The sequence below is a fragment of the Pedobacter foliorum genome (assembly GCF_013266735.1).
Classification (GTDB): domain Bacteria; phylum Bacteroidota; class Bacteroidia; order Sphingobacteriales; family Sphingobacteriaceae; genus Pedobacter; species Pedobacter foliorum.
Genome location: NZ_JABSNU010000006.1, coordinates 29,614 through 54,265, shown reverse-complemented (window position 1 = coordinate 54,265; position 24,652 = coordinate 29,614). Strand labels below are relative to the sequence as shown.

Annotated in this window: 1 protein-coding gene (cut by a window edge); it reads left to right on the top strand. The window is 45.7% G+C overall.

The annotated features are described in order from the left end of the window. A protein-coding gene (locus tag HQN83_RS13400) for a DUF7927 domain-containing protein (RefSeq protein ID WP_173090867.1) crosses the window boundary here: on the top strand, nucleotides 1-24,652 show its 3' portion. The gene continues 8,033 nt to the left of window position 1, outside the view; 24,652 of the gene's 32,685 nt are visible here — the last part of the coding sequence; its start codon lies beyond the left edge, outside the window; the stop codon is at nucleotides 24,650-24,652.

Below are 24,652 nucleotides of genomic sequence, written 5' to 3'. Positions count from 1 at the left end.
AGGCGATTTACCGGCAGGTTCTGCAAACAAAATTACCATAACGGTTAACGGTACAGTAGATCCGGCATTTAACGGAACACTTACCAATAGTGCTACAGCTACACCAGCTGAGCCTGGAACAAGTCCTAAAACTGCTACCAGCACTACCAATGTTAGCAGAACACCAGTATTAGCCATACAAAAAGGAGGCCCTGGAGTAATTTCGGCAGGTCAGGAAATTACCTATTCTATAGTTGTCAGCAATACCGGTACCGCAAATGCTATTGGTGCAACTATTAACGATGCGGTACCTGCCAATATCACTAATGTGACATGGACGAGTGTTGTGGGTGGTACAGCAAGTATAACCAGTGGTTCAACTGGTTCGGGTAACAGTATAGCGTTAAACGCTAATTTACCTGCCGGTTTAAGTAATACAATTACTGTTAATGTTAAAGGAACTGTTATTGCCTCGGCAACCGGTTCTTTGGTAAATACGGCAACTGTAACTCCAATAGAACCCGGTACAACACCTGGAACTTCTACTTTAACGACTGTTGTTAACAGTAAGCCATCAGTAACATTGGTTAAAACAGGTCCTTCAGTAATTTCTGCAGGTCAAGTAGTAAACTATACAGTAACAGCAATAAATAATGGTCCTTCTGATGCAAGAGTTTTGGCTATTGCAGACGTTGTACCTGCCACTCTTACAAATGTAACATGGACAGCTACAGCTACCGGAACTGCATCTGTAACAACAGGCGGTTCTGGAACAGGAAATAATGTTTCCATTAGCGGCGATTTACCTGCAGGATCTGCAAATACAATCTTAATCAACATCAGTGGATCAGTTCCTGCAAATGCAATTCCTGGAACATTCGCAAATACTGCTGTAGCAACGCCTTCAGAAGCAGGTATTACACCGGTAAATTCAAATACAATTACGACTACTATTGATCAAAAATTAGCAGTTACGATACAAAAATCTGCTCCGCCTGCACTTTTTGCCGGAGAAGATATTACTTATACGTTGTTAGTAGGCAACACTGGTCCAAGTGATGCGAAAAACTTATCCATTACTGATGAGATTCCAGCCGGAATAACCAATGTAAGTTGGACCGCGACAGCTCAGGGAGCCGCAACTTTAGTATCTGGTTCAACAGGTACAGGTAGCCAACTTAATGTAAGTGCAAATATCCCTGGGGGGAATGCCAATATAATTTCAATTACAATAAAAGGAAAAGTTGATGCCAGATATAATGGTACTCAGCTTGTAAATACTGCTGTAGCAACACCTTCTGAATCAGGTAATCCACCGGTAAATTCTAATACCACTACAACTCAGATCAGCAAGCAGGCAGATATTCAAATTACTAAAGGAGGTCCGGCTACTGCCGTTGCAGGTTCTGCAGTAACTTATACAATACTTGTAAATAACCAAGGGCCAAGTAATGCCGAAAACGTAAATATAATTGACAACATACCTGCTGGTATTGTTAGTCCTGTTTGGACGGCAACAGCTACTGATGGTGCAACGCTATCAGGCCCTGCAAGTGGTGCCGGTAACATTAATCTGTTTGCTGCTATCCCATCTAATACTGGTAAGGTAACCATTGTTGTTAATGGAACTTTATCAAAAGACTATGCCGCTGCAAGTCTGGTAAATACAACTACAGCTACACCTGAAGCAGGTGTAGTGGATCCAAGTCCGGCTACAAGTACAGTAACCACAGCGGTTAACCGTGTAGCTAATTTGAGGATCATTAAATCTGGACCTGCAGACATTGGAGCTGGAGGTGCAATCACTTATAGCCTTCGTGTAATTAATGACGGTCCAAGTGATGCATCAGGAGTAGAAATCAAAGATGCTTTGCCTGCTCAGGTTTTAAATGCAACATGGACAGCAACAGCTAGTAATGGCGCTATAGTAAGTGCAGCTACTGGTAGTGGTAATGTGAACTTGATCGGTAGTATCCCATCAGGAACAGGAGAAATAGATGTTACAATTAATGGAACGGTTGATCCTGCGAGTACTGATGGATCTAGCTTCAGTAACACTGCTACTGCAAACTTCCCTGCAGGAAGCCCTATAACTGATCCTGATCTTACCTCTAATTCAAGTACAGTTCCTACCAAGGTGAATAATGATCCTGTACTTAAGGTTTCAAAAAGTGGGCCTTCCAATGTAAATATTGGCGATAGGATAGACTATACAATTATCATCAGGAATGGTGGAGCAGGTAATATCACCAATGCAGAGATTACAGACAATGTACCTGCCGATATTGAAGTTTTAGGCTGGACTGCCACAGCACAAAGTGGAGCTTCTTTGAATGGTATTCTTAATAATACAATTACAGGAACTAGCTCTTCAATTGTTTTAATGGGAGATATCCCTGCCGGTGATCCTTCGACAATTATTAGTATCACTATTCAAGGTAAAGTTAAAACAACAGCTCATCCAACATTTACCAATACCGTATCAGTTGAGGCTAATGGAAAAAGAGAAAGTTCTGTTGTAACGGCAGTTAACACTTCTACTGATATTATAGTAGAGAAAGCTGGTCCGCAAACGATCAAAGCTGGCGAGAATATAGCTTATACTATCAAAGTTTCTAATGCAGGTCCAATTGACGCTGCGGGATTAACTATTAATGATAATATTCCAACTAATATCCAAAATGTAAGCTGGACGGCTGTTGCCTATGGTTTAGCAAGTGTGGGTACAGCAAATGGAAATACGGGCGTGATCCAAACTACAGCGGATATTGCTGCTGGTTCAGGAAATTACATTTTATTTAGTGTAACAGGTACTGTTAATCCGGCTATGCCATCTGGAAGTATTAAAAACACTGCTTCTGTGGTATTGCCCGTTGGTGTAACCGACTTTAACATGGATAACAATACCAGTGATGTAACCACTGCTGTTACGTCTCAATCTGGATTTGTGGTTAGGAAGTCGGGACCGCAAGATGCTTTATCAGGTACAGGAATAACTTATACTATAAAGGTTTCAAACGCTGGTCCAAGTAATGCAAGTCAAGCCGAAATCAGGGATATTGTTCCTGCTGGTATTAACAATGTAACCTGGACAACAAGTAGTACGGGGGCTGCTGCGGTAACCGCAGGTAATACAGGATCAGGATCTACTATAGTTGTAACCGCAGATTTCCCTGCGGGTTCCGGCAATGAGGTAACAATAGTTGTTAACGGTACTATAGATCCAGGTTTTACGGGTGAGCTATTAAATAATGCGACAGTTAAGCCTACAGAACCAGGTAATCCACCGGTAAAATCAGATGATGTAAAAACAACAGTAACCAATAAGTCCGGTATTCGTATTGTTAAGTCTGGGCCTTCATCAATTGATGCTGGAAAAACGCTTACTTATAAACTGGAAGTAACAAACTCCGGACCTGGAAATGCAGTGGATGCTGAAATATCAGATGCTATACCAGCTGCACTCACAAATGTAAGTTGGTCGACTGCCACAGAGGCCGGTGCTACAATTACATCGGGAGCTACGGGTAGTGGTAATGCATTGTCTGTAGTTGCTAGTCTTCCTGCCGGGGCCAGTAAAGTGGTTGTCACAGTAACGGCTCAGGTTCCTGCAGATGCGATTGCCGGGAACATTAGCAATACAGCAAAAGTAACTCCTAAGGAGCCTAATAATCCTGAAGTACCGTCTGATCCTGTTGTTACTGAGGTAATTCAGAATTCAGGTTTAACTTTAACTAAAAATGGCCCATCTGCTATTAATGCAGGTGAGTTTATTACCTATACTTTAAACATCGGAAACACTGGCCCGTCCAATGCGAAAGGGGCTCAGTTATCAGATCTTGTTCCTTCAGTGGTTAGAGTGATCTCATGGACCTCAACCACAAGTGGTGGAGCTGTAGTCAATAGTGGTGCTACAGGGTCGGATAGAAACATTAATATGAATGTTGATGTTCCGGTTGGTGGAAACATCGCCGTTACCGTTAATGCGGTAGTAGAACCATTATTTGCAGGTAACATTGTAAATAAAGCTGTTCTTACTCCGTCAGAAAGTGGTAAAACTCCAATTGAGGCTACAGTAACAACAACTTCTGTTAGATTAACAGACATAAAAATAACCAAGAGCGCTACTGGAACGGCAACTGCCGGACAGCAACTGACCTATCAGATTGCAGTTTCTAATAACGGACCAAGTACAGCCCTGGCTTTGAAAATTGAGGATGCTATACCGGTTGAACTAAAAAATGTTAGCTGGAGTACAGTAACTTCAGGAAATGCCTTTGTTGCTACTGGTGCAACTGGAACAGGTAATGCGCTTAGTTTAACTGCCACAATTCCGGCAGGACAGCCAAATGGTTTAGTAATTAATGTGCAGGGAACTATTGATCCTTCGTTTAAAGGAACTTTAAGCAATACCGCCAAAGCTACACCTGCTGATCCTAATAACCCACCTGTCGTAACTCCGCCTGTTGAGACTGTTGTTGAGCAACGCCCTGTTATTGTGATTAACAAAACAGGCCCCTCAACAGCTACTGCCGGATCAACAATCAGTTATGTTGTTGAAGTTGAGAACACCGGATTGAGCAATGCCAAGGATCTGGTAATAACGGATAATGTATCCGCGAACTTAACCAATGTTAGTTGGACAGCACTTGTAAGTGGTACAGGTAGTATCACCCAGGGAGCTACTGGTACCGGAAATGCTATAAGTGTTAAAGGAGATTTGCCAGCTGGAAACAATGGTAAAATAACAATTACAGTAAAAGGAACCGTTGATCCATCTTTTGCAGGAACAATAAGTAATCTAGCTACAGCAACACCATCTGAGGTAGGTAATCCACCTGTTGTAACACCACCGGTAACTACGCAGGTAGATCAGAAACCGGCTATTGTAATAACAAAATCGGGCCCTGCTACAGCAAATGCAGGCGGTCAGATTTCTTATGTAATTGACGTAAGCAACACAGGGTTAAGTAATGCCAAGGATTTGGTAATTACAGATAATATACCTGCTAATATTACTAATGTTAACTGGACTACCAGTGTTGAAGGCACAAGCGCTGTTACAGCTGGTGGAACTGGTACCGGAAATGCTTTAAGCGTTACAGGAAATATTCCGGCAGGTTCAGCCAATAAAATACACATCAACATAACAGGAACTATTGATCCTTCATTTGGAGGAACATTGAGTAACAGTGCTACTGCAACCCCTTCAGAACCGGGTAATCCACCAGTGGTTACTCCTCCTGTTGAAACGGTTACAGAGCAACATCCGGTTATAGTGATCACTAAGGTAGCACCGGCAGTTGCAATAGCCGGTGCTGAGATCACCTATACAATTGAAGCAACAAATACAGGGTTAAGTAATGCGAAGGACCTGTTGATTTCAGATAATGTTTCTGCCGTTCTTAGCAATGTAAGCTGGACGACAGCTGTTGCAGGAACAGGATTAGTAACCTCTGGCGGAACAGGAACAGGCAACAATATTAGCATTAAGGGAAATATTCCTGCAGGAGCAACTAATAAAATCATTGTTACTATAAAAGGTACAATTAGTCCTTCTTTCGTCGGTATTTTAAGTAATGTGGCTACGGCTACACCATCAGAACCAGGTAATCCACCGGTAGTAACTCCACCTGCAGAAACTCAGGTAGATCAGAAACCGTTCATAGTGGTAACTAAAACCGGTCCGGCTACCGCAACAGCCGGGGCTGAGGTTGCATACGTAATTGAAGTAGTAAATACCGGTTTAAGCGATGCCAGTAATCTGGTAATTACTGATGAGGTTCCGGCTGCATTAAGCAATGTAAGTTGGGCAGCAACAGCTGCTGGTAATAGCAGTATTAATGGCTCATCTACAGGTAATGGAAACCAGTTAATTATAAATGCCAATATTCCTACAGGTATGGGTAAGATCACTATTGCTCTTAAGGGAACATTGGATCCTTCGTTTAGTGGTAAGCTAGATAATATCGCGATAGCTACACCAGTTGAAAAAGGCAATCCACCGTTAATAACGCCACCTGTAACGACTATTGTAGATCAGAAACCTGTTATTGCCTTAACTAAAACCGGTCCTGCAACAGCAGTAGCCGGAGCAGAGATTACCTATGTAATTGAAGCCGCAAATACCGGATTGAGCAATGCCAAAGATCTGGTGATTACCGATAATGTACCGGCCGGCTTAAATAATGTAAGCTGGACCGCAACTGCATCGGGTACTGCAATGGTAAGTGCAGGAGGTAATGGTTCGGGCAATGCGATCAGCATTACCGGTAATATCCCTGCAAGCAATGGCAGTAAAATCAGCATTACCGTAAAAGGAACCATAGATGCTTCGTTTGCAGGTAAGCTGAGTAATATTGCTACGGCTACCCCGTCAGAACCGGGTAATCCGCCAGTGGTAACTCCACCTGCAGAAACTACTGTAGACCAGAAACCGGTTATCGTGATCACTAAAACAGCCCCTTCAAGCGGGGTTGCCGGAGCCGAGCTTACTTATGTGATTGAGGCCAGCAATACCGGATTGAGCAATGCAAAAGACCTGGTGATTACTGACAATGTACCTGCGGAGCTGAGCAATGTAAGCTGGAGCAGCAGTGTAACCGGATCAGGGTTAGTGACTTCAGGAGGAACAGGTACAGGTAACACAATCAGTGTAACCGGTAATCTTCCTGCAGGTAACGGCAATAAGATCACCATCACTATCAAAGGTACTATAGCCCCTTCATTTGTAGGCAAATTGAGCAATACGGCGAAAGGTACACCTTCAGAACCGGGCAACCCACCGGTGGTAACCCCACCTGCAGAAACCGAAGTTGGTTCTGTACCGGGAGTAACCATCCATAAAACAGGTCCTGTAACGGCAGTTTCAGGTACAGAGGTGATTTACCTGATCGAAGCAGGCAATACCGGCTTAAGTAATGCAGTTGGTTTGACCATCAGTGATGCTGTACCTGCTACATTAAGCAATGTAACCTGGAGCAGCAGTGTGTCGGGATCGGCAGTAATCACCTCAGGTGGTACTGGTACAGGAAATACGATTAGTGTAAAAGGAAATATCCCTGCGGGAGGCAGCAATACCATCCTGATTACGGTGAAAGGAACCATTGCCCCATCGTTTAATGGTAACCTTGCCAATACAGCTACAGCTACCCCGGCAGAGCCGAACACGACACCGGTAAGTTCAACAAGTACTACCGTGGTGAGCAAAACCCCGGTACTATCGATTCAGAAAAACGGACCTGCAAGCATTTCAGCAGGACAGGCGATTAGCTATACGCTTAATGTAAGCAATACAGGGACAGCAAATGCAGACAATGCAGCAATCACTGATATTGTTCCTGTAAATGTGAACAATGTTAGCTGGACAGCGGTAGCGGATGGTACGGCGACTATTTTAAGTGGTGCAAATGGTACTGGTAATTCGGTATCACTGAATGCCAACATCCCGGCAGGTGCTGGTAATGTGATCCGTGTAACGGTAAACGGAACAGTGAATGCTTCGGCAAGTGGCAGTTTAGAAAACAGTGCTACCGTAACACCATCAGAACCGGGCACGAGTCCTGTAACTTCAACAGTAAGTACGGCTGTTAACCAGTCACCATCAATAGCATTGGTAAAAACCGGACCATCAGTAGTTTCAGCAGGACAGTCGGTTACCTATACTTTAACGGCTACCAACAATGGGCCATCGAATGCACAGAACCTGTCGATTACCGATGCGGTTCCGGCAGGATTAACCAATGTCAGCTGGACGGCAGTAGCTTCAGGTAGTGCAACAGTAAGCACTGGCGGCAATGGTACAGGTAATACTGTTTCCGTAAAAGGAGATATTGGGGCAGGAGCAGGCAATAATATTGTAATTACCATCACTGGTGACATAGATGCTTCAGCCTTACCAGGAACGATCAGCAATGTGGCCACAGCTACTCCATCAGAGCCTGGTATTCCACCAGTGAACTCGAATACGATTACCACCACCATCAATAATAAAGTAAACATCCGTGCAGTTAAATCAGCACCATCAAGTGTTTCAGCAGGAGAACAGTTGACCTATACTTTACAAGTATTTAATGATGGCCCTTCTAATGCAGTTAATTTGGCTATCGCGGATCCCCTTCCGGCAGGATTGGGTAATATTAGCTGGAATACTGTAGTATCTGGAGCAGCAGCAATAGTGGAGAATGGTACAGGTACGGGTAGTTCAGTGAACCTGAAAGTGAATTTACCTGCAGGTTCAACGAACAGTGCTACAGTTACAATAACCGGAACTGTTAATGCTTCATTTAATGGAACATCACTTAATAATCAATTCACAGCAACACCAACAGAGCCGGGTAATCCACCTGTGACTTCAAATAACGTAATAACTACTGTTGGTAAAACAGCAGATCTGCGCATCCAGAAAACCGGTCCTCAGACCGCTGTTGCAGGATCAGCGATTACTTACAGCCTTACTGTAAGCAATGCAGGCCCATCAGATGCAGGCAATGTGAGCATCTCCGATGTGATCCCTGCAGGCATCAGCAATGTGAGCTGGACTGCAGTTGGTCAGAATGGAGCGACGATCAATGGCGCAAGCAGTGGCGCCACAAATACGGTTAATGTCAGTGCAAATATTCCATCAGGAACAAGCAGTGTGCTGGTTACGATAAATGGAACCATAGCCGCAGGCTATAGTGATCCTTCAATTGTAAACACGGCTACGGCTACCCCACCTGCAGGCACTACCGATCCTAGTCCGGCTACCAGTACGGTAACTACGGCGATCAGCCGAGTGGCCAATGTAAGGATCGTCAAATCGGGCCCTGCAAATATTGGGGCAGGTGAGATGCTGACCTATAATTTAAGGGTAGTAAACGACGGTCCAAGTGATGCACCTGGTGTACAGATCAAAGATGCTATTCCTTCAAATGTTGAAAATATAACCTGGATAGCAACGGTTAAAAACGGGGCTACAGTGAGCGTGGCCAGTGGAACAGGTAATATCGATATTACTGGAAACATTCCTTCGGGCACCGGAGAGATCGATATCGAGATCAAAGGCAGGGCAAAAGCAAGCAATGCCGATGGTGCGGTGTTTACCAATACGGCTACGGCCAACTTCCCGACGGGCAGTCCGGTAACAGATCCTGAACCGGCTTCAAACAGCAGTTCAGTAAGTACCAAAGTAAACAACGACCCTGTCCTTAAAGTATCGAAAAGCGGACCTTCGACCACCAATATCGGTGATCCGATCAATTATACAATTGTGATCCGAAATGGTGGTGCAGGTAACATTACCGGTGCACAGATCTCCGATCCTGTACCTGCAGATGTAGCGGTAAGCAGCTGGACTGCTGTAGCTACAGGCGGGGCAACACTAACTGGAACTGCAAGCGGAACAACCAATACCATTGCGACCACTGCAGATATCCCTGCTGATGGAGATCAGAATACCGCGATTACGATTCAGATCACGGGTACGGTAAAAGCTACTGCCCATGCAAGTTTCACCAATACGGTAACGGTAACAGCGAATGGGGTAAGGGAAAGTTCGGTAGTGACTGCAGTAAATGAGTCGACCGATATCCATATTGACAAAACAGGCCCACAAACTGCTTCGGCAGGATCAGCGATTGCCTACAGCATAAAAGTAGGTAATGCTGGGCCGATTGATGTGAGTGGTCTAACGATAAGGGACAATGTACCGGCAGCGATAGAGCAGTTAAGCTGGACCGCAGTAAGCAGTGGGTCAGCGGTACTTACCGGTGCCACCAGTGGTAACAGCAATACGATCCAGACCATTGGTAACATCCCTGTTGGCGCAGGCAATTATATTACCATCAATGTAAATGGTGTAGTTAAAGCAGGTACCCCTGCAGGCAGCATCAGCAATACAGCTGATGTACAGCTTCCGGCAGGCATTACCGATTTCAATACAGCGAACAACAGCAGTACGGTTAAAACCACGATCAACAATGTATCGGGATTGGCGATCAGCAAATCAGGACCACAGGATGGTGTTTCAGGATCAGCAATCAGTTACACGATCAGGGTAGTGAACAATGGTCCGAGTCATGCCAATCAGGCGGTGATTACCGATGCAATACCTGCAGGTATAACCAATGTAAGCTGGACTGCTACCGGATCAGGGGCTACTACAATTACAGATGGATCTGGTGGGGTAGGTAATACCCTATCTGTGCGAGCCGATATTCCGGCAGGTGTGGGTAATGAGGTGAACATTCTGGTAAAAGGAACCATTGATGCAGGCTTTGCCGGTCAGCTGGTAAACAGCGCAACGGTAACCCCATCAGAGCCGGGCAATCCACCTGTTACCTCACCAAATGTGACCACCAAAGTGGTGAACAAATCAGGTATCAGTATAGTGAAATCAGGGCCAGGCAGCATTGATGCAGGTACTAATATCGCTTACACGCTAGAGGTGAGCAATGTAGGTCCTGGTAATGCCATGGCCGCAGTGATTACTGATGCTGTTCCTGCAACATTAACCAATGTAAGCTGGACAACAGAAGCGATTTCAGGAGCGGTGATCCATACAGGAGCAACGGGTACAGGCAATGCAGTGAGTGTAAATGCAGATTTACCGGCAGGCAGTGCCAAGGTGATTGTTCACATTGTTGGGCAAGTACCTGCAAGTGCAATCGCTGGAAGCATCAGCAACACTGCTAAAGTAACGCCATCAGAACCGGGTAATCCACCTGTTCCATCAAATGAGATCACTACAGCTATCGTTAAGAACTCAAACCTGACCCTTGTTAAAAATGGGCCATCAACATTAAATTCAGGAGAAACGATTACATACACTATTGCCATTAGCAATGCAGGTCCATCAGTGGCAAGCGGAGCTGTGTTAAGTGACGTTGTCCCTTCCGAAATTAAAAATGTAAGCTGGAGCAGTACTGTAAATGGCGGAGCTATAATTAGTAGCGGAGCTTCAGGAACTGGTAGTACGATAGGTTTAACCGCCAATGTTCCTGTAAATGGAAGCATATTGGTGAGTGTAACAGGTAAAGTAGATCCAACATTTGCCGGAAACTTTACGAACACTGCAACACTTACCCCTTCAGAAACAGGAAAACCAGCATTAACATCAGCGGTAACTACTACAGTTAAAAATGTATCAGCTTTGAGTATTACCAAAACCGGTGCAGGAACTGCTACCGCAGGTCAGGTAATGAAATACCAAATCCATGTAAGTAATGATGGACCTGGTACTGCTCAGGCCGCAATTATTACTGATAATATACCAACAACATTAAGTAATGTGAGTTGGACAACAAACGCAACAGGATCAGTACAGGTTACTGGCGGGGCTACAGGAACAGGCAATGCACTAAGTGTAACTGCAACTATTCCTGCCGGACAAGGTAATGAACTTGTAATTGACATTAGTGGAACTATAGATCCTTCGTTCTCAGGCAAATTGAGTAACATGGCTACAGCTACACCATCAGAACCAGGTAATCCACCGGTAGTAACTCCACCGGTAGAGACAAATGTTAGCCGTCATCCTTCAATAACATTAACTAAAACCGGTCCGGCTACCGCAACAGCCGGGGCTGAGGTTGCATACGTAATTGAGGTAGGTAATACCGGTTTAAGTGATGCCAGTAATCTGGTAATTACTGATGAGGTTCCGGTTGCATTAAACAATGTAAGCTGGACAGCAATCACCACGGGTAATAGCAGTATCAATGGCTCATCAACAGGTAGTGGTAATGTTATAAATATAAATGGTAACATCTCGGCTGGGGCAGGGAATAAGGTTACTATTACGGTAAAAGGAACGGTAGATCCTTCGTTCTCAGGTAAGCTGAGCAATATTGCTACAGCTACGCCATCAGAGCCGGGTACTCCGCCAGTGGTAACGCCGCCGGTAGAAACTACTGTAGACCAGAAACCTGTTATTGCCTTAACTAAAACCGGTCCTGCAACAGCAGTAGCCGGAGCAGAGATTACCTATGTAATTGAAGCCGCAAATACCGGATTGAGCAATGCCAAAGATCTGGTGATTACCGATAATGTACCGGCCGGCTTAAATAATGTAAGCTGGACCGCAACTGCATCGGGTACTGCAATGGTAAGTGCAGGAGGTAATGGTTCGGGCAATGCGATCAGCATTACCGGTAATATCCCTGCAAGCAATGGCAGTAAAATCAGCATTACCGTAAAAGGAACCATAGATGCTTCGTTTGCAGGTAAGCTGAGTAATATTGCTACGGCTACCCCGTCAGAACCGGGTAATCCGCCAGTGGTAACTCCACCTGCAGAAACTACTGTAGACCAGAAACCGGTTATCGTGATCACTAAAACAGCCCCTTCAAGCGGGGTTGCCGGAGCCGAGCTTACTTATGTGATTGAGGCCAGCAATACCGGATTGAGCAATGCAAAAGACCTGGTGATTACTGACAATGTACCTGCGGAGCTGAGCAATGTAAGCTGGAGCAGCAGTGTAACCGGATCAGGGTTAGTGACTTCAGGAGGAACAGGTACAGGTAACACAATCAGTGTAACCGGTAATCTTCCTGCAGGTAACGGCAATAAGATCACCATCACTATCAAAGGTACTATAGCCCCTTCATTTGTAGGCAAATTGAGCAATACGGCGAAAGGTACACCTTCAGAACCGGGCAACCCACCGGTGGTAACCCCACCTGCAGAAACCGAAGTTGGTTCTGTACCGGGAGTAACCATCCATAAAACAGGTCCTGTAACGGCAGTTTCAGGTACAGAGGTGATTTACCTGATCGAAGCAGGCAATACCGGCTTAAGTAATGCAGTTGGTTTGACCATCAGTGATGCTGTACCTGCTACATTAAGCAATGTAACCTGGAGCAGCAGTGTGTCGGGATCGGCAGTAATCACCTCAGGTGGTACTGGTACAGGAAATACGATTAGTGTAAAAGGAAATATCCCTGCGGGAGGCAGCAATACCATCCTGATTACGGTGAAAGGAACCATTGCCCCATCGTTTAATGGTAACCTTGCCAATACAGCTACAGCTACCCCGGCAGAGCCGAACACGACACCGGTAAGTTCAACAAGTACTACCGTGGTGAGCAAAACCCCGGTACTATCGATTCAGAAAAACGGACCTGCAAGCATTTCAGCAGGACAGGCGATCAGCTATACGCTTAATGTAAGCAATACAGGGACAGCAAATGCAGACAATGCAGCAATCACTGATATTGTTCCTGTAAATGTGAACAATGTTAGCTGGACAGCGGTAGCGGATGGTACGGCGACTATTTTAAGTGGTGCAAATGGTACTGGTAATTCGGTATCGCTGAATGCCAACATCCCGGCAGGTGCTGGTAATGTGATCCGTGTAACGGTAAACGGAACAGTGAATGCTTCGGCAAGTGGCAGTTTAGAAAACAGTGCTACCGTAACACCATCAGAACCGGGCACGAGTCCTGTAACTTCAACAGTAAGTACGGCTGTTAACCAGTCACCATCAATAGCATTGGTAAAAACCGGACCATCAGTAGTTTCAGCAGGACAGTCGGTTACCTATACTTTAACGGCTACCAACAATGGGCCATCGAATGCACAGAACCTGTCGATTACCGATGCGGTTCCGGCAGGATTAACCAATGTCAGCTGGACGGCAGTAGCTTCAGGTAGTGCAACAGTAAGCACTGGCGGCAATGGTACAGGTAATACTGTTTCCGTAAAAGGAGATGTTGGAGCAGGAGCAGGCAACAGCATTGTGATTACCGTGAGTGGAAAAGTGCCATCGTCGGCCTTACCAGGAACGATCAGCAATGTGGCGACAGCTACTCCATCAGAGCCTGGTATTCCACCGGTGAACTCGAATACGATTACCACCACCATCAATAATAAAGTAAACATTCGTGCAGTTAAATCAGCACCATCAACCGTTTCAGCAGGTGAAGGTATTACTTATACCCTGCAGGTATTTAATGATGGGCCTGGTGATGCGAAGGGCTTAAGCATCAGTGATGCGGTTCCGGCAGGTATCACCAATGTAAGCTGGAGCACGATCAATAATGGTACGGCAACAATAGTGGAGAACGGTACAGGTACCGGTAATGCGGTGAATCTGAAGGTGAACCTGCCTGCAGGTGCAGCCAACTCGGTTTCAGTAGTGATTAAAGGTATAGTAGCGGCGAATTTTGCAGGCAGCAGCCTGAAAAACAGCTTTACTGCTACCCCTTCAGAACCGGGTAATCCACCTGTTCCATCAGAAGAGGTGACCACCAATGTTGGTAAAACAGCAGATCTGCGCATCCAGAAAACCGGTCCTCAGACCGCTGTTGCAGGATCAGCGATTACTTACAGCCTTGCCATAACTAATGTAGGCCCATCAGATGCAAGCAATGTGAGCATCTCGGATGTGATCCCTGCAGGTATCAGCAATGTGAGCTGGACTGTAGTTGGTCAGAATGGGGCGACCATCAATGGCGCAAGCAGTGGCGCCACGAATACGGTTAATGTGAGTGCAAATATTCCATCAGGAACAGGCAGTGTGCTGGTTACGATAAATGGAACTATAGCTGCTGGTTATAGTGATCCTTCAATTGTGAACACGGCTACGGCTACCCCACCTGCAGGCACTACCGATCCTAGTCCGGCTACCAGTACGGTAACTACGGCGATCAGCCGAGTGGCCAATGTAAGGATCATCAAATCTGGCCCTGCAAATATTGGGGCAGGTGAGATGCTGACCTATAATTTAAGGGTAGTCAACGACGGTCCAAGTGATGCACCTGGTGTACAGATCAAAGATGTATTGCCATCGGCAATAGAAGCAAATGCTAGCTGGACAGCGACGGTTAAAAACGGGGCAACAGTGAGCGTGGCCAGTGGAACAGGCAATATCGACATTACTGGAAACATTCCTTCGGGCACCGGAGAGATCAATATCGAGATCAAAGGCAGGGCAAAAGCAAGCAATGCCGATGGTGCGGTGTTTACCAATACGGCTACGGCCAACTTCCCGTCGGGCAGTCCGGTAACAGACCCTGAACCGGCTTCAAACAGCAGTTCAGTAAGTACCAAAGTAAACAACGATCCTGTACTTAAAGTATCGAAAAGCGGACCTTCGAGTACCAATATTGGTGATCCGATCAATTATACGATTGTGATCCGAAATGGTGGTGCAGGTAACATTACCGGAGCACAGATCTCCGATCCTGTACCGACAGATGTAGCGGTAAGCAGCTGGACTGCTGTAGCTACAGGAGGCGCTGTAGTAAAAACCGGAGCAAGCGGAACAACGAACACCATTGCGACCACGGCAGATATTCCTGCTGATGGTGATCAGAATACCGCGATTACGATTCAGATCACGGGTACGGTAAAAACTACTGCCCATGCAAGTTTCACCAATACGGTAACGGTAACAGCGAATGGGGTAAGGGAAAGTTCGGTAGTGACTGCAGTAAACGAGTCGACCGATATCCATATTGATAAAACAGGCCCACAAACAGCTTCAGCAGGATCAGCAATTGCCTACAGCATAAAAGTAGGTAATGCTGGGCCGATTGATGTGAGTGGTCTGACGATAAGGGACAATGTACCGGCAGCGATAGAGCAGTTAAGCTGGACCGCAGTAAGCAGTGGGTCAGCGGTACTTACCGGTGCCACCAGTGGCAACAGCAATACAATCCAGACCATTGGTAACATCCCTGTTGGCGCAGGCAATTATATTACGATCAATGTAAATGGTGTAGTTAAAGCAGGTACTCCTGCGGGCAGTATCAGCAATACAGCCGATGTACAGCTTCCGGCAGGTATTACCGATTTCAATACAGCGAACAACAGCAGTACGGTTAAAACCACGATCAACAACGTATCGGGATTGGCGATCAGCAAATCAGGGCCACAGAATGGTGTGTCAGGATCAGCAATCAGCTACACGATCAGGGTAGTGAACAATGGTCCGAGTCATGCCAATCAGGCGGTGATTACCGATGCAGTACCTGCAGGTATCAGCAATGTAAGCTGGACAGCTACCGGATCGGGAGCAGTTGCCATTAATAGTGGTGCAACCGGTACAGGGAATGTGGTGAATGTGAAAGCCGATATTCCGGCAGGTGCAGGTAATGAGGTGAACATCCTTGTGAAAGGAACCATTGATGCAGGCTTTGCCGGTCAGCTGGTAAACAGTGCAACGGTAACCCCATCAGAGCCGGGCAATCCACCTGTTACCTCATCAAATGTAACCACCAAAGTGGTGAACAAATCAGGTATCAGTATTGTGAAATCAGGACCAGGCAGTGTAGTGGCAGGCAGAACTGTAAACTATACGCTAGAGGTAAGCAATGCAGGTCCTGGTAATGCCATGGCAGCAGTGATTACTGATGCTGTTCCTGCAACATTAACCAATGTAAGCTGGACAACAGAAGCGATTTCAGGAGCGGTGATCCATACCGGAGCAACCGGTACAGGCAATGCAGTGAGTGTAAATGCAGATCTACCGGCAGGCAGTGCTAAGGTGGTTGTTCACATTGTTGGACAAGTACCTTCAAATGCTACGGCTGGAAGCATCAGCAACACTGCTAAAGTAACGCCGTCAGAACCGGGTAACCCACCTGTTCCATCAAATGAGATCACTACAGCTATCGTTAAGAACTCAAACCTGACCCTTGTTAAGAGTGGCCCGGCGGCACTGAATGCAGGAGAAGAGATTACCTATACTTTAACGATAGGCAATACAGGCCCATCAGATGCGATAGGTATAAAACTTGCAGATGCAGTTCCGGCTCAAATCAGCAATGTAAGCTGGACAAGTGTAACATCAGCTGGTTCAGTAATCAGTACCGGAGCTACAGGCAACAATAATAGCGTTGCATTAACCGCCAATGTTCCTGTAAATGGAAGTATTGTGGTTAAAGTAGTAGGTAAGGTAAACCCAACTTATGCAGGTGTCTTAACAAATAAAGCTATTCTAACACCTTCAGAGGTAGGAAAACCAGACCTGACCTCAGAAGTAAATACAACTGTAAGTAATCTTACAAGTCTACGTATCACTAAATCAGGACAAGGAACTGCTACCGCGGGTCAGGTAATGAAGTACCAGATTCATGTTAGCAATGGTGGACCGGGTACTGCAACAAACGCAGTAATAACAGATGCTGTTCCTGCCAGTTTAACCAATGTAAGTTGGACAGCAGTAACTTCTGGAAATGCAGTTGTTACTATAGGACAAACAGGAACCGGTAACTCCGTAAGTGTAACTGCAACTGTTCCTTCCGGAACAAATGATGGTGTTACCATTGATATCAGTGGAACTATAGATCCTTCATTCTCTGGTAAATTGAGTAATATCGCTATTGGAACTCCATCAGAGCCAGGTAATCCACCTGTAGTTACGCCGCCAGTGGAAACAACGGTGACAGGTAAACCGGAAATAGTGATTACTAAAACAGGTCCGGCTACAGCTACGGCAGGTAATATAGTTACCTATGTGATAGAAGCAACTAATAAAGGATTGAGTGATGCTAAAGCACTATCAATTATTGATAATGTACCATCGCAACTGAGCAATGTAGAATGGACCAGCAGTACTGCCGGAACAGCATTGATTACAGCGGGTACAAACGGAACTGGAAATTCAGTTTCTGTAATGGGTAATATTCCTACTGGAGCAGGGAATAAGGTAATTATTACAATTAAAGGAACAGTAGATCCTTCGTTTAATGGCAAGTTGAGCAATATTGCTACAGCTACACCATCAGAGCCGGGTACTCCGCCAGTGGTAACACCGCCGGTAGAAACTACTGTAGACCAGAAACCTGTTATTACGTTAACTAAAACCGGTCCTGCATCCGCAGTAGCCGGGGCAGAGGTTATCTATGTGATTGAGGCTGCTAATACCGGATTGAGTAATGCCAAAGATCTGGTGATTACCGATAATGTACCGGCTGGTTTAAGTAATGTAAGCTGGACAGCTACCGCTTCAGGTACTGCAATAGTAAGTACAGGTGGTGCAGGTACAGGAAATATGATTACTGTAAAAGGCAACATCCCTGCAGGTAACGGCAGTAAGATCAGCATCACGGTAAAAGGAACAGTAGATCCTTCGTTTGCAGGTAAGCTGAGCAATATTGCTACGGCTACCCCATCAGAACCGGGTAACCCGCCAGTGGTAACACCACCGGTAGAAACTGAAGTGAGCCAGAAACCGGTTGTAGTAATTACTAAGAGCGGTCCTGCAACTGCTACAGCAGGCGGTCAGGTTACTTACATCATTGAAGCAGTAAATAATGGATTAAGCAATGCTACCGGACTTTCTATAAAAGATGCTGTTGCAGCAGAATTGAAAAATGTAAGTTGGACAGCTACAGCGTCTGGCACAGCAAAAGTAAATTCTGGAGCTTCAGGAACTGGAAATCAAGTATTGGTTATCGGTGATTTGGCTGCAGGAGCTGGAAATAATAAGATCACAATCAGTATAACCGGAACGGTTGATGCTGGATTTGTTGGCAAACTGAGCAACATCGCAACAGGTACGCCTTCAGAGCCAGGCAATCCACCGGTGGTAACTCCGCCAGTTGAAACCTCTGTAGGTTCTAAACCGGGAGTAGTGATCAGTAAAACAGGACCTGCAACAGCTAATGCAGGAGAAGAGGTTGTTTATACCATCACGGCAGGTAATACCGGCTTAAGTGATGCAGTTGGTTTGTCCATCGGTGATGCTGTGCCGGCTACATTAAGCAATGTAAGCTGGAGCAGTAGTGTTTTCGGATCGGCAGTAATTACTTCAGGTGGTACTGGTACAGGCAATGCAATTACTGTAAAAGGAAATATTCCTGCAGGAGGTGGCAATACCATCCTGATTACGGTGAAAGGAACCATTGCGCCATCGTTTAATGGTAACCTTGCCAATACGGCGATAGCTACACCATCGGAACCAAATACGACACCGGTAAGTTCAACAAGTACAGCAGTGGTAAATAAGGTTCCTGTTTTAGCAATTGTTAAAAATGGTCCGTCAAGTATTTCAGCTGGACAGGCGATCAGCTATACGCTTAATGTGAGCAATACAGGAACTGCAAATGCAGACAATGCAGCGATTACTGATATTGTACCTGTAGATGTAAACAATGTAAGCTGGACAGCAGTAGCACAAGGCTCTGCAACTATTTTAAGTGGCGCAAATGGTACAGGTAATTCGGTATCATTGAATGCCAACATTCCGGCGGGTGCTGGCAATGTGATCCGTGTAACGGTAAATGGAGCAGTGAATGCTTCGGCAAGTGGCAGTTTAGAAAACAGTGCTACCGTAACACCATCGGAACCGGGTACAAGTCCTGTAACTTCAACGGTAAGTACAGCTGTTAACCAGTCACCATCAATAGCATTGGTAAAAACCGGGCCATCAGTAGTTTCAGCAGGGCAGTCGGTAACCTATACTTTAACGGCTACCAACAATGGACCATCCAATGCACAGAACCTGTCGATTACCGATGCGGTTCCGGCAGGATTAACCGAGGTGAGCTGGACCACTGCCACAACAGGTACTGCGGTAGTAAGTTCTGGAGGCAATGGTACAGGTAACAGTATTGTAGTAAAAGGAGATGTTGGAGCAGGAGCAGGCAACAGCATTGTGATTACCGTGAGTGGAAAAGTGCCATCGTCGGCCTTACCAGGAACGATCAGCAATGTGGCGACAGCGAGTCCTTCAGAGCCTGGTATTCCACCGGTGAACTCGAATACGATTACCACCACCATCAATAATAAAGTAAACATTCGTGCAGTTAAATCAGCACCATCAACGGTTTCAGCAGGAGAAGGGATTACTTATACCCTGCAGGTATTTAATGATGGGCCTGGTGATGCGAAGGGCTTAAGCATCAGTGATGCGGTTCCGGCAGGTATCACCAATGTAAGCTGGAGCACAATCAATAATGGTACGGCAACAATAGTGGAGAACGGTACAGGTACCGGTAATGCGGTGAACCTGAAGGTGAACCTGCCTGCAGGTGCAGCCAACTCGGTTTCAGTAGTGATTAAAGGTACAGTAGCGGCGAATTTTGCAGGCAGCACCTTGAAAAACAGCTTTACTGCTACCCCTTCAGAACCGGGTAATCCACCTGTTCCATCAGAAGAGGTGACCACCAATGTTGGTAAAACAGCAGATCTGCGCATTCAGAAAACCGGTCCTCAGACCGCTGTTGCAGGATCAGCGATTACTTATAGCCTTACTGTCAGCAATGCAGGCCCATCAGATGCAGGCAATGTGAGTATTTCGGATGTGATCCCTGCAGGCATCAGCAATGTGAGCTGGACCGCAACAGGTCAGAATGGGGCGACGATCAATGGCGCAAGCAGTGGTGCCACGAATACGGTCAATGTCAGTGCAAATATTCCATCAGGAACAGGCAGTGTGCTGGTTACGATAAATGGAACCATAGCCGCTGGTTATAGTGATCCTTCAATTGTAAACACGGCTACGGCTACCCCACCTGCAGGCACTACCGATCCTAGCCCGGCTACCAGTACGGTAACTACGGCGATCAGCCGAGTGGCCAATGTAAGGATCATCAAATCGGGTCCTGCAAATATTGGGGCAGGTGAGATGCTGACCTATAATTTAAGGGTAGTCAACGACGGTCCAAGTGATGCCCCTGGTGTACAGATCAAAGATGCTATTCCTTCGAATGTTGAAAATATAACCTGGACAGCGACGGTTAAAAACGGGGCAACAGTGAGTGCCACTAGTGGAACAGGTAATATCGATATTACTGGAAACATTCCTTCGGGCACCGGAGAGATCGATATCGAGATCAAAGGCAGGGCAAAAGCAAGCAATGCCGATGGCACGGTGTTTACCAATACGGCTACGGCCAACTTCCCGACGGGCAGTCCGGTAACAGATCCTGAACCGGCTTCAAACAGCAGTTCAGTAAGTACCAAAGTAGACAACGACCCTGTACTTAAAGTATCGAAAAGCGGACCTTCGACCACCAATATCGGTGATCCGATCAATTATACAATTGTGATCCGAAATGGTGGTGCAGGTAACATTACCGGTGCACAGATCTCTGATCCTGTACCTGCAGATGTAGCGGTAAGCAGCTGGACCGCTGTAGCTACAGGAGGCGCTGTAGTAAAAACCGGAGCAAGCGGAACAACGAACACCATTGCGACCACCGCAGATATCCCTGCTGATGGTGATCAGAATACCGCGATTACGATTCACATCACAGGTACGGTAAAAACTACTGCCCATGCAAGTTTCACCAATACAGTAACGGTAACAGCGAATGGGGTAAGGGAAAGTTCGGTAGTGACTGCAGTAAACGAGTCGACCGATATCCATATTGATAAAACAGGCCCACAAACAGCTTCAGCAGGATCGGCAATTGCCTACAGCATAAAAGTAGGTAATGCTGGGCCGATTGATGTGAGTGGTCTGACGATAAGGGACAATGTACCGGCAGCGATAGAGCAGTTAAGCTGGACCGCAGTAAGCAGTGGGTCAGCGGTACTTACCGGTGCCACCAGTGGTAACAGCAATACAATCCAGACAATTGGTAACATCTCTGTTGGCGCAGGCAACTATATTACCATCAATGTAAATGGTGTAGTTAAAGCAGGTACCCCTGCAGGCAGTATCAGCAATACAGCTGAGGTACAGCTTCCGGCAGGGATTACCGATTTCAATACAGCGAACAACAGCAGTACAGTTAAAACCACGATCAACAATGTATCGGGATTGGCGATCAGCAAATCAGGACCACAGAATGGTGTGTCAGGATCAGCAATCAGCTACACGATCAGGGTAGTGAACAATGGTCCGAGTCATGCCAATCAGGCGGTGATTACCGATGCAGTACCGGCAGGTATCAGCAATGTAAGCTGGACAGCTGCCGGATCTGGAGCAGTTGCCATTAATAGTGGTGCAACCGGTACAGGGAATATGGTGAATGTGAAAGCCGATATTCCGGCGGGTGCAGGTAATGAGGTGAACATCCTTGTGAAAGGAACCATTGATGCAGGCTTTGCCGGTCAGCTGGTAAACAGTGCAACGGTAACCCCATCAGAGCCGGGCAATCCACCTGTTACCTCATCAAATGTGACCACCAAAGTGGTGAACAAATCAGGTATCAGTATTGTGAAATCAGGACCAGGCATCGTAGTGGCAGGCAGAACTGTAAACTATATGCTAGAGGTGAGCAATGCAGGTCCAGGTAATGCCATGGCCGCAGTGATTACTGATGCTGTTCCTGCAACATTAACCAATGTAAGCTGGACAACAGAAGCGATTTCAGGAGGGGTGATCCATAGCGGAGCAAGCGGTACAGGCAATGCAGTGAGTGTAAATGCAGATTTACCGGCAGGCAGTACCAAGGTGATTGTTCACATTGTTGGGCAAGTACCTGCAAGTGCAATCGCTGGAAGCATCAGCAACACCGCTAAAGTAACGCCATTAGAACCGGGTAACCCACCTGTTCCATCAAATGAGATCACTACAGCGATTGTTAAGAACTCAAACCTGACCCTTGTTAAGAGTGGCCCAGCGGCACTCAATGCAGGAGAAAAGGTTACTTATAACTTGGTTCTTACTAACTCAGGTCCATCATCAGCAACGGGAGTGAAATTAGAGGATATTGTGCCTGCACAAATTACAAATGTAAGCTGGAGTAGTTCAGTAACCGGAGGTTCAGTAATCAGTGCGGGTGCGACCGGTAGTACTAATAATGTAGTCTTAACAGCAGATTTGCCTGTAAATGGAAGTGTTGTTGTAGATATTATAGGAACTGTAGATCCATCGTTTAATGGTAAGTTAAGCAATATTGCTACAGCAACACCATCTGAACCGGGTAATCCACCAGTGGTAACTCCACCTGTTGAAACCACAGTAACTGGTAAACCAGGTATTGTAATCACCAAAACTGGCCCTGCAACGATCAATGCCGGTAATGAAATCACTTACGTGATTGAAGCGACTAACACAGGATCGAGCAATGCCAAGGATCTGGTGATTACTGATAATGTACCAGCTCAAATCAGCAATGTTAAATGGATTACCACAAATGCAGGTGGTGCAGTGATAACAGTTGGTGCAAGTGGTGATGGTAATGCTGTTTCAGTAAAAGGAAACATCCCTGCGGGAGCAAACAATAAGATCACGATTACCGTAAAAGGAACAGTAGATCCATCGTTTAATGGTAAACTGAGCAATATTGCAACGGCAACACCATCTGAACCGGGTAATCCGCCAGTGGTAACTCCACCTGTTGAAACCACAGTTACTGGTAAACCGGGTATTGTAATTACCAAAACTGGACCTGCAACGATCAATGCCGGTAATGAAATCACTTACGTGATTGAAGCGACCAACACAGGATCGAGCAATGCCAAGGATCTGGTGATTACTGATAATGTACCAGCTCAAATCAGCAATGTTAAATGGATTACCACAAATGCAGGTGGTGCAGTGATAACAGTTGGTGCAAGTGGTGATGGTAATGCTGTTTCAGTAAAAGGAAACATCCCTGCGGGAGCAAACAATAAGATCACGATTACCGTAAAAGGAACAGTAGATCCATCGTTTAATGGCAAACTGAGCAATATTGCAACGGCAACACCATCTGAACCGGGTAATCCGCCAGTGGTAACTCCACCATCAGAAACTATAGTTGGTGGTAAACCGGGCATTGTAATTACCAAAACTGGACCTGCAACCATAAATGCCGGTAATGAAATTACTTATGTGATTGAAGCTGCCAATACAGGATCAAGTAACGCTAAAGATCTGGTGATTACCGATAATGTACCGGCTCAGATTAGTAATGTTAAATGGACTACCACAAATGCAGGCAGTGCAGCGATAACAGTTGGCGCAAGTGGCGATGGTAATGCGATTTCGGTAACAGGAAACATTCCGGCAGGAGCAAGCAACAAGATCACGATTACCGTAAAAGGAACAGTTGATCCATCGTTTAATGGTAAGTTGAGCAATATCGCAACGGCAACACCATCTGAACCGGGTAATCCGCCAGTGGTAACTCCGCCAGCAGAAACAACGGTAACCAGAAACCCTGGACTTGCAATTGTTAAAGCTGGACCTGCTGAACTTAAATCTGGAGAGGCAATTACGTATACAATAGACCTTGCTAACACAGGACAGAGCAATGCATTAAACATCGACATTACCGATCGTGTTCCAATAGATATTGTAGATGTAACCTGGAAAGCTACCATTGCAGGTACGGCAAAAATCATATCTGGAGAAATAGGTAGCGGGAATAATGTAAGTTTGCTGGCTGATATTCCATCAGGGCAGGATAATAAAATTAAGATCACAATTACAGGAAAAGTGTCTAAAACATTTACAGGCAGACTTGTAAATACGGCAAAAGCACAAACGACAGACGGTCCTCCGATAGAGGCTTTAAGTAATACCGTTGAAACGATTGTAGCCGAAGCTGATTTTGTGATACCTAATATTATTACCCCGAATAAAGATGGTAATAATGATACCTTCAAAATCAAAGGGCTCGAAAACTATCCGGGAACCGAAGTCGCGGTATTTAATAGATGGGGTAATGAAGTTTATCACTCTAAAAATTACTTGAATGATTGGGACGGAAGCGATCTTAATGAAGGTACTTACTACTATATTATAAGTAGAAAAGAGAAATCAGGAAAGGTTACTGTTTATAAAGGTTGGTTATTTATTAAAAGGTAG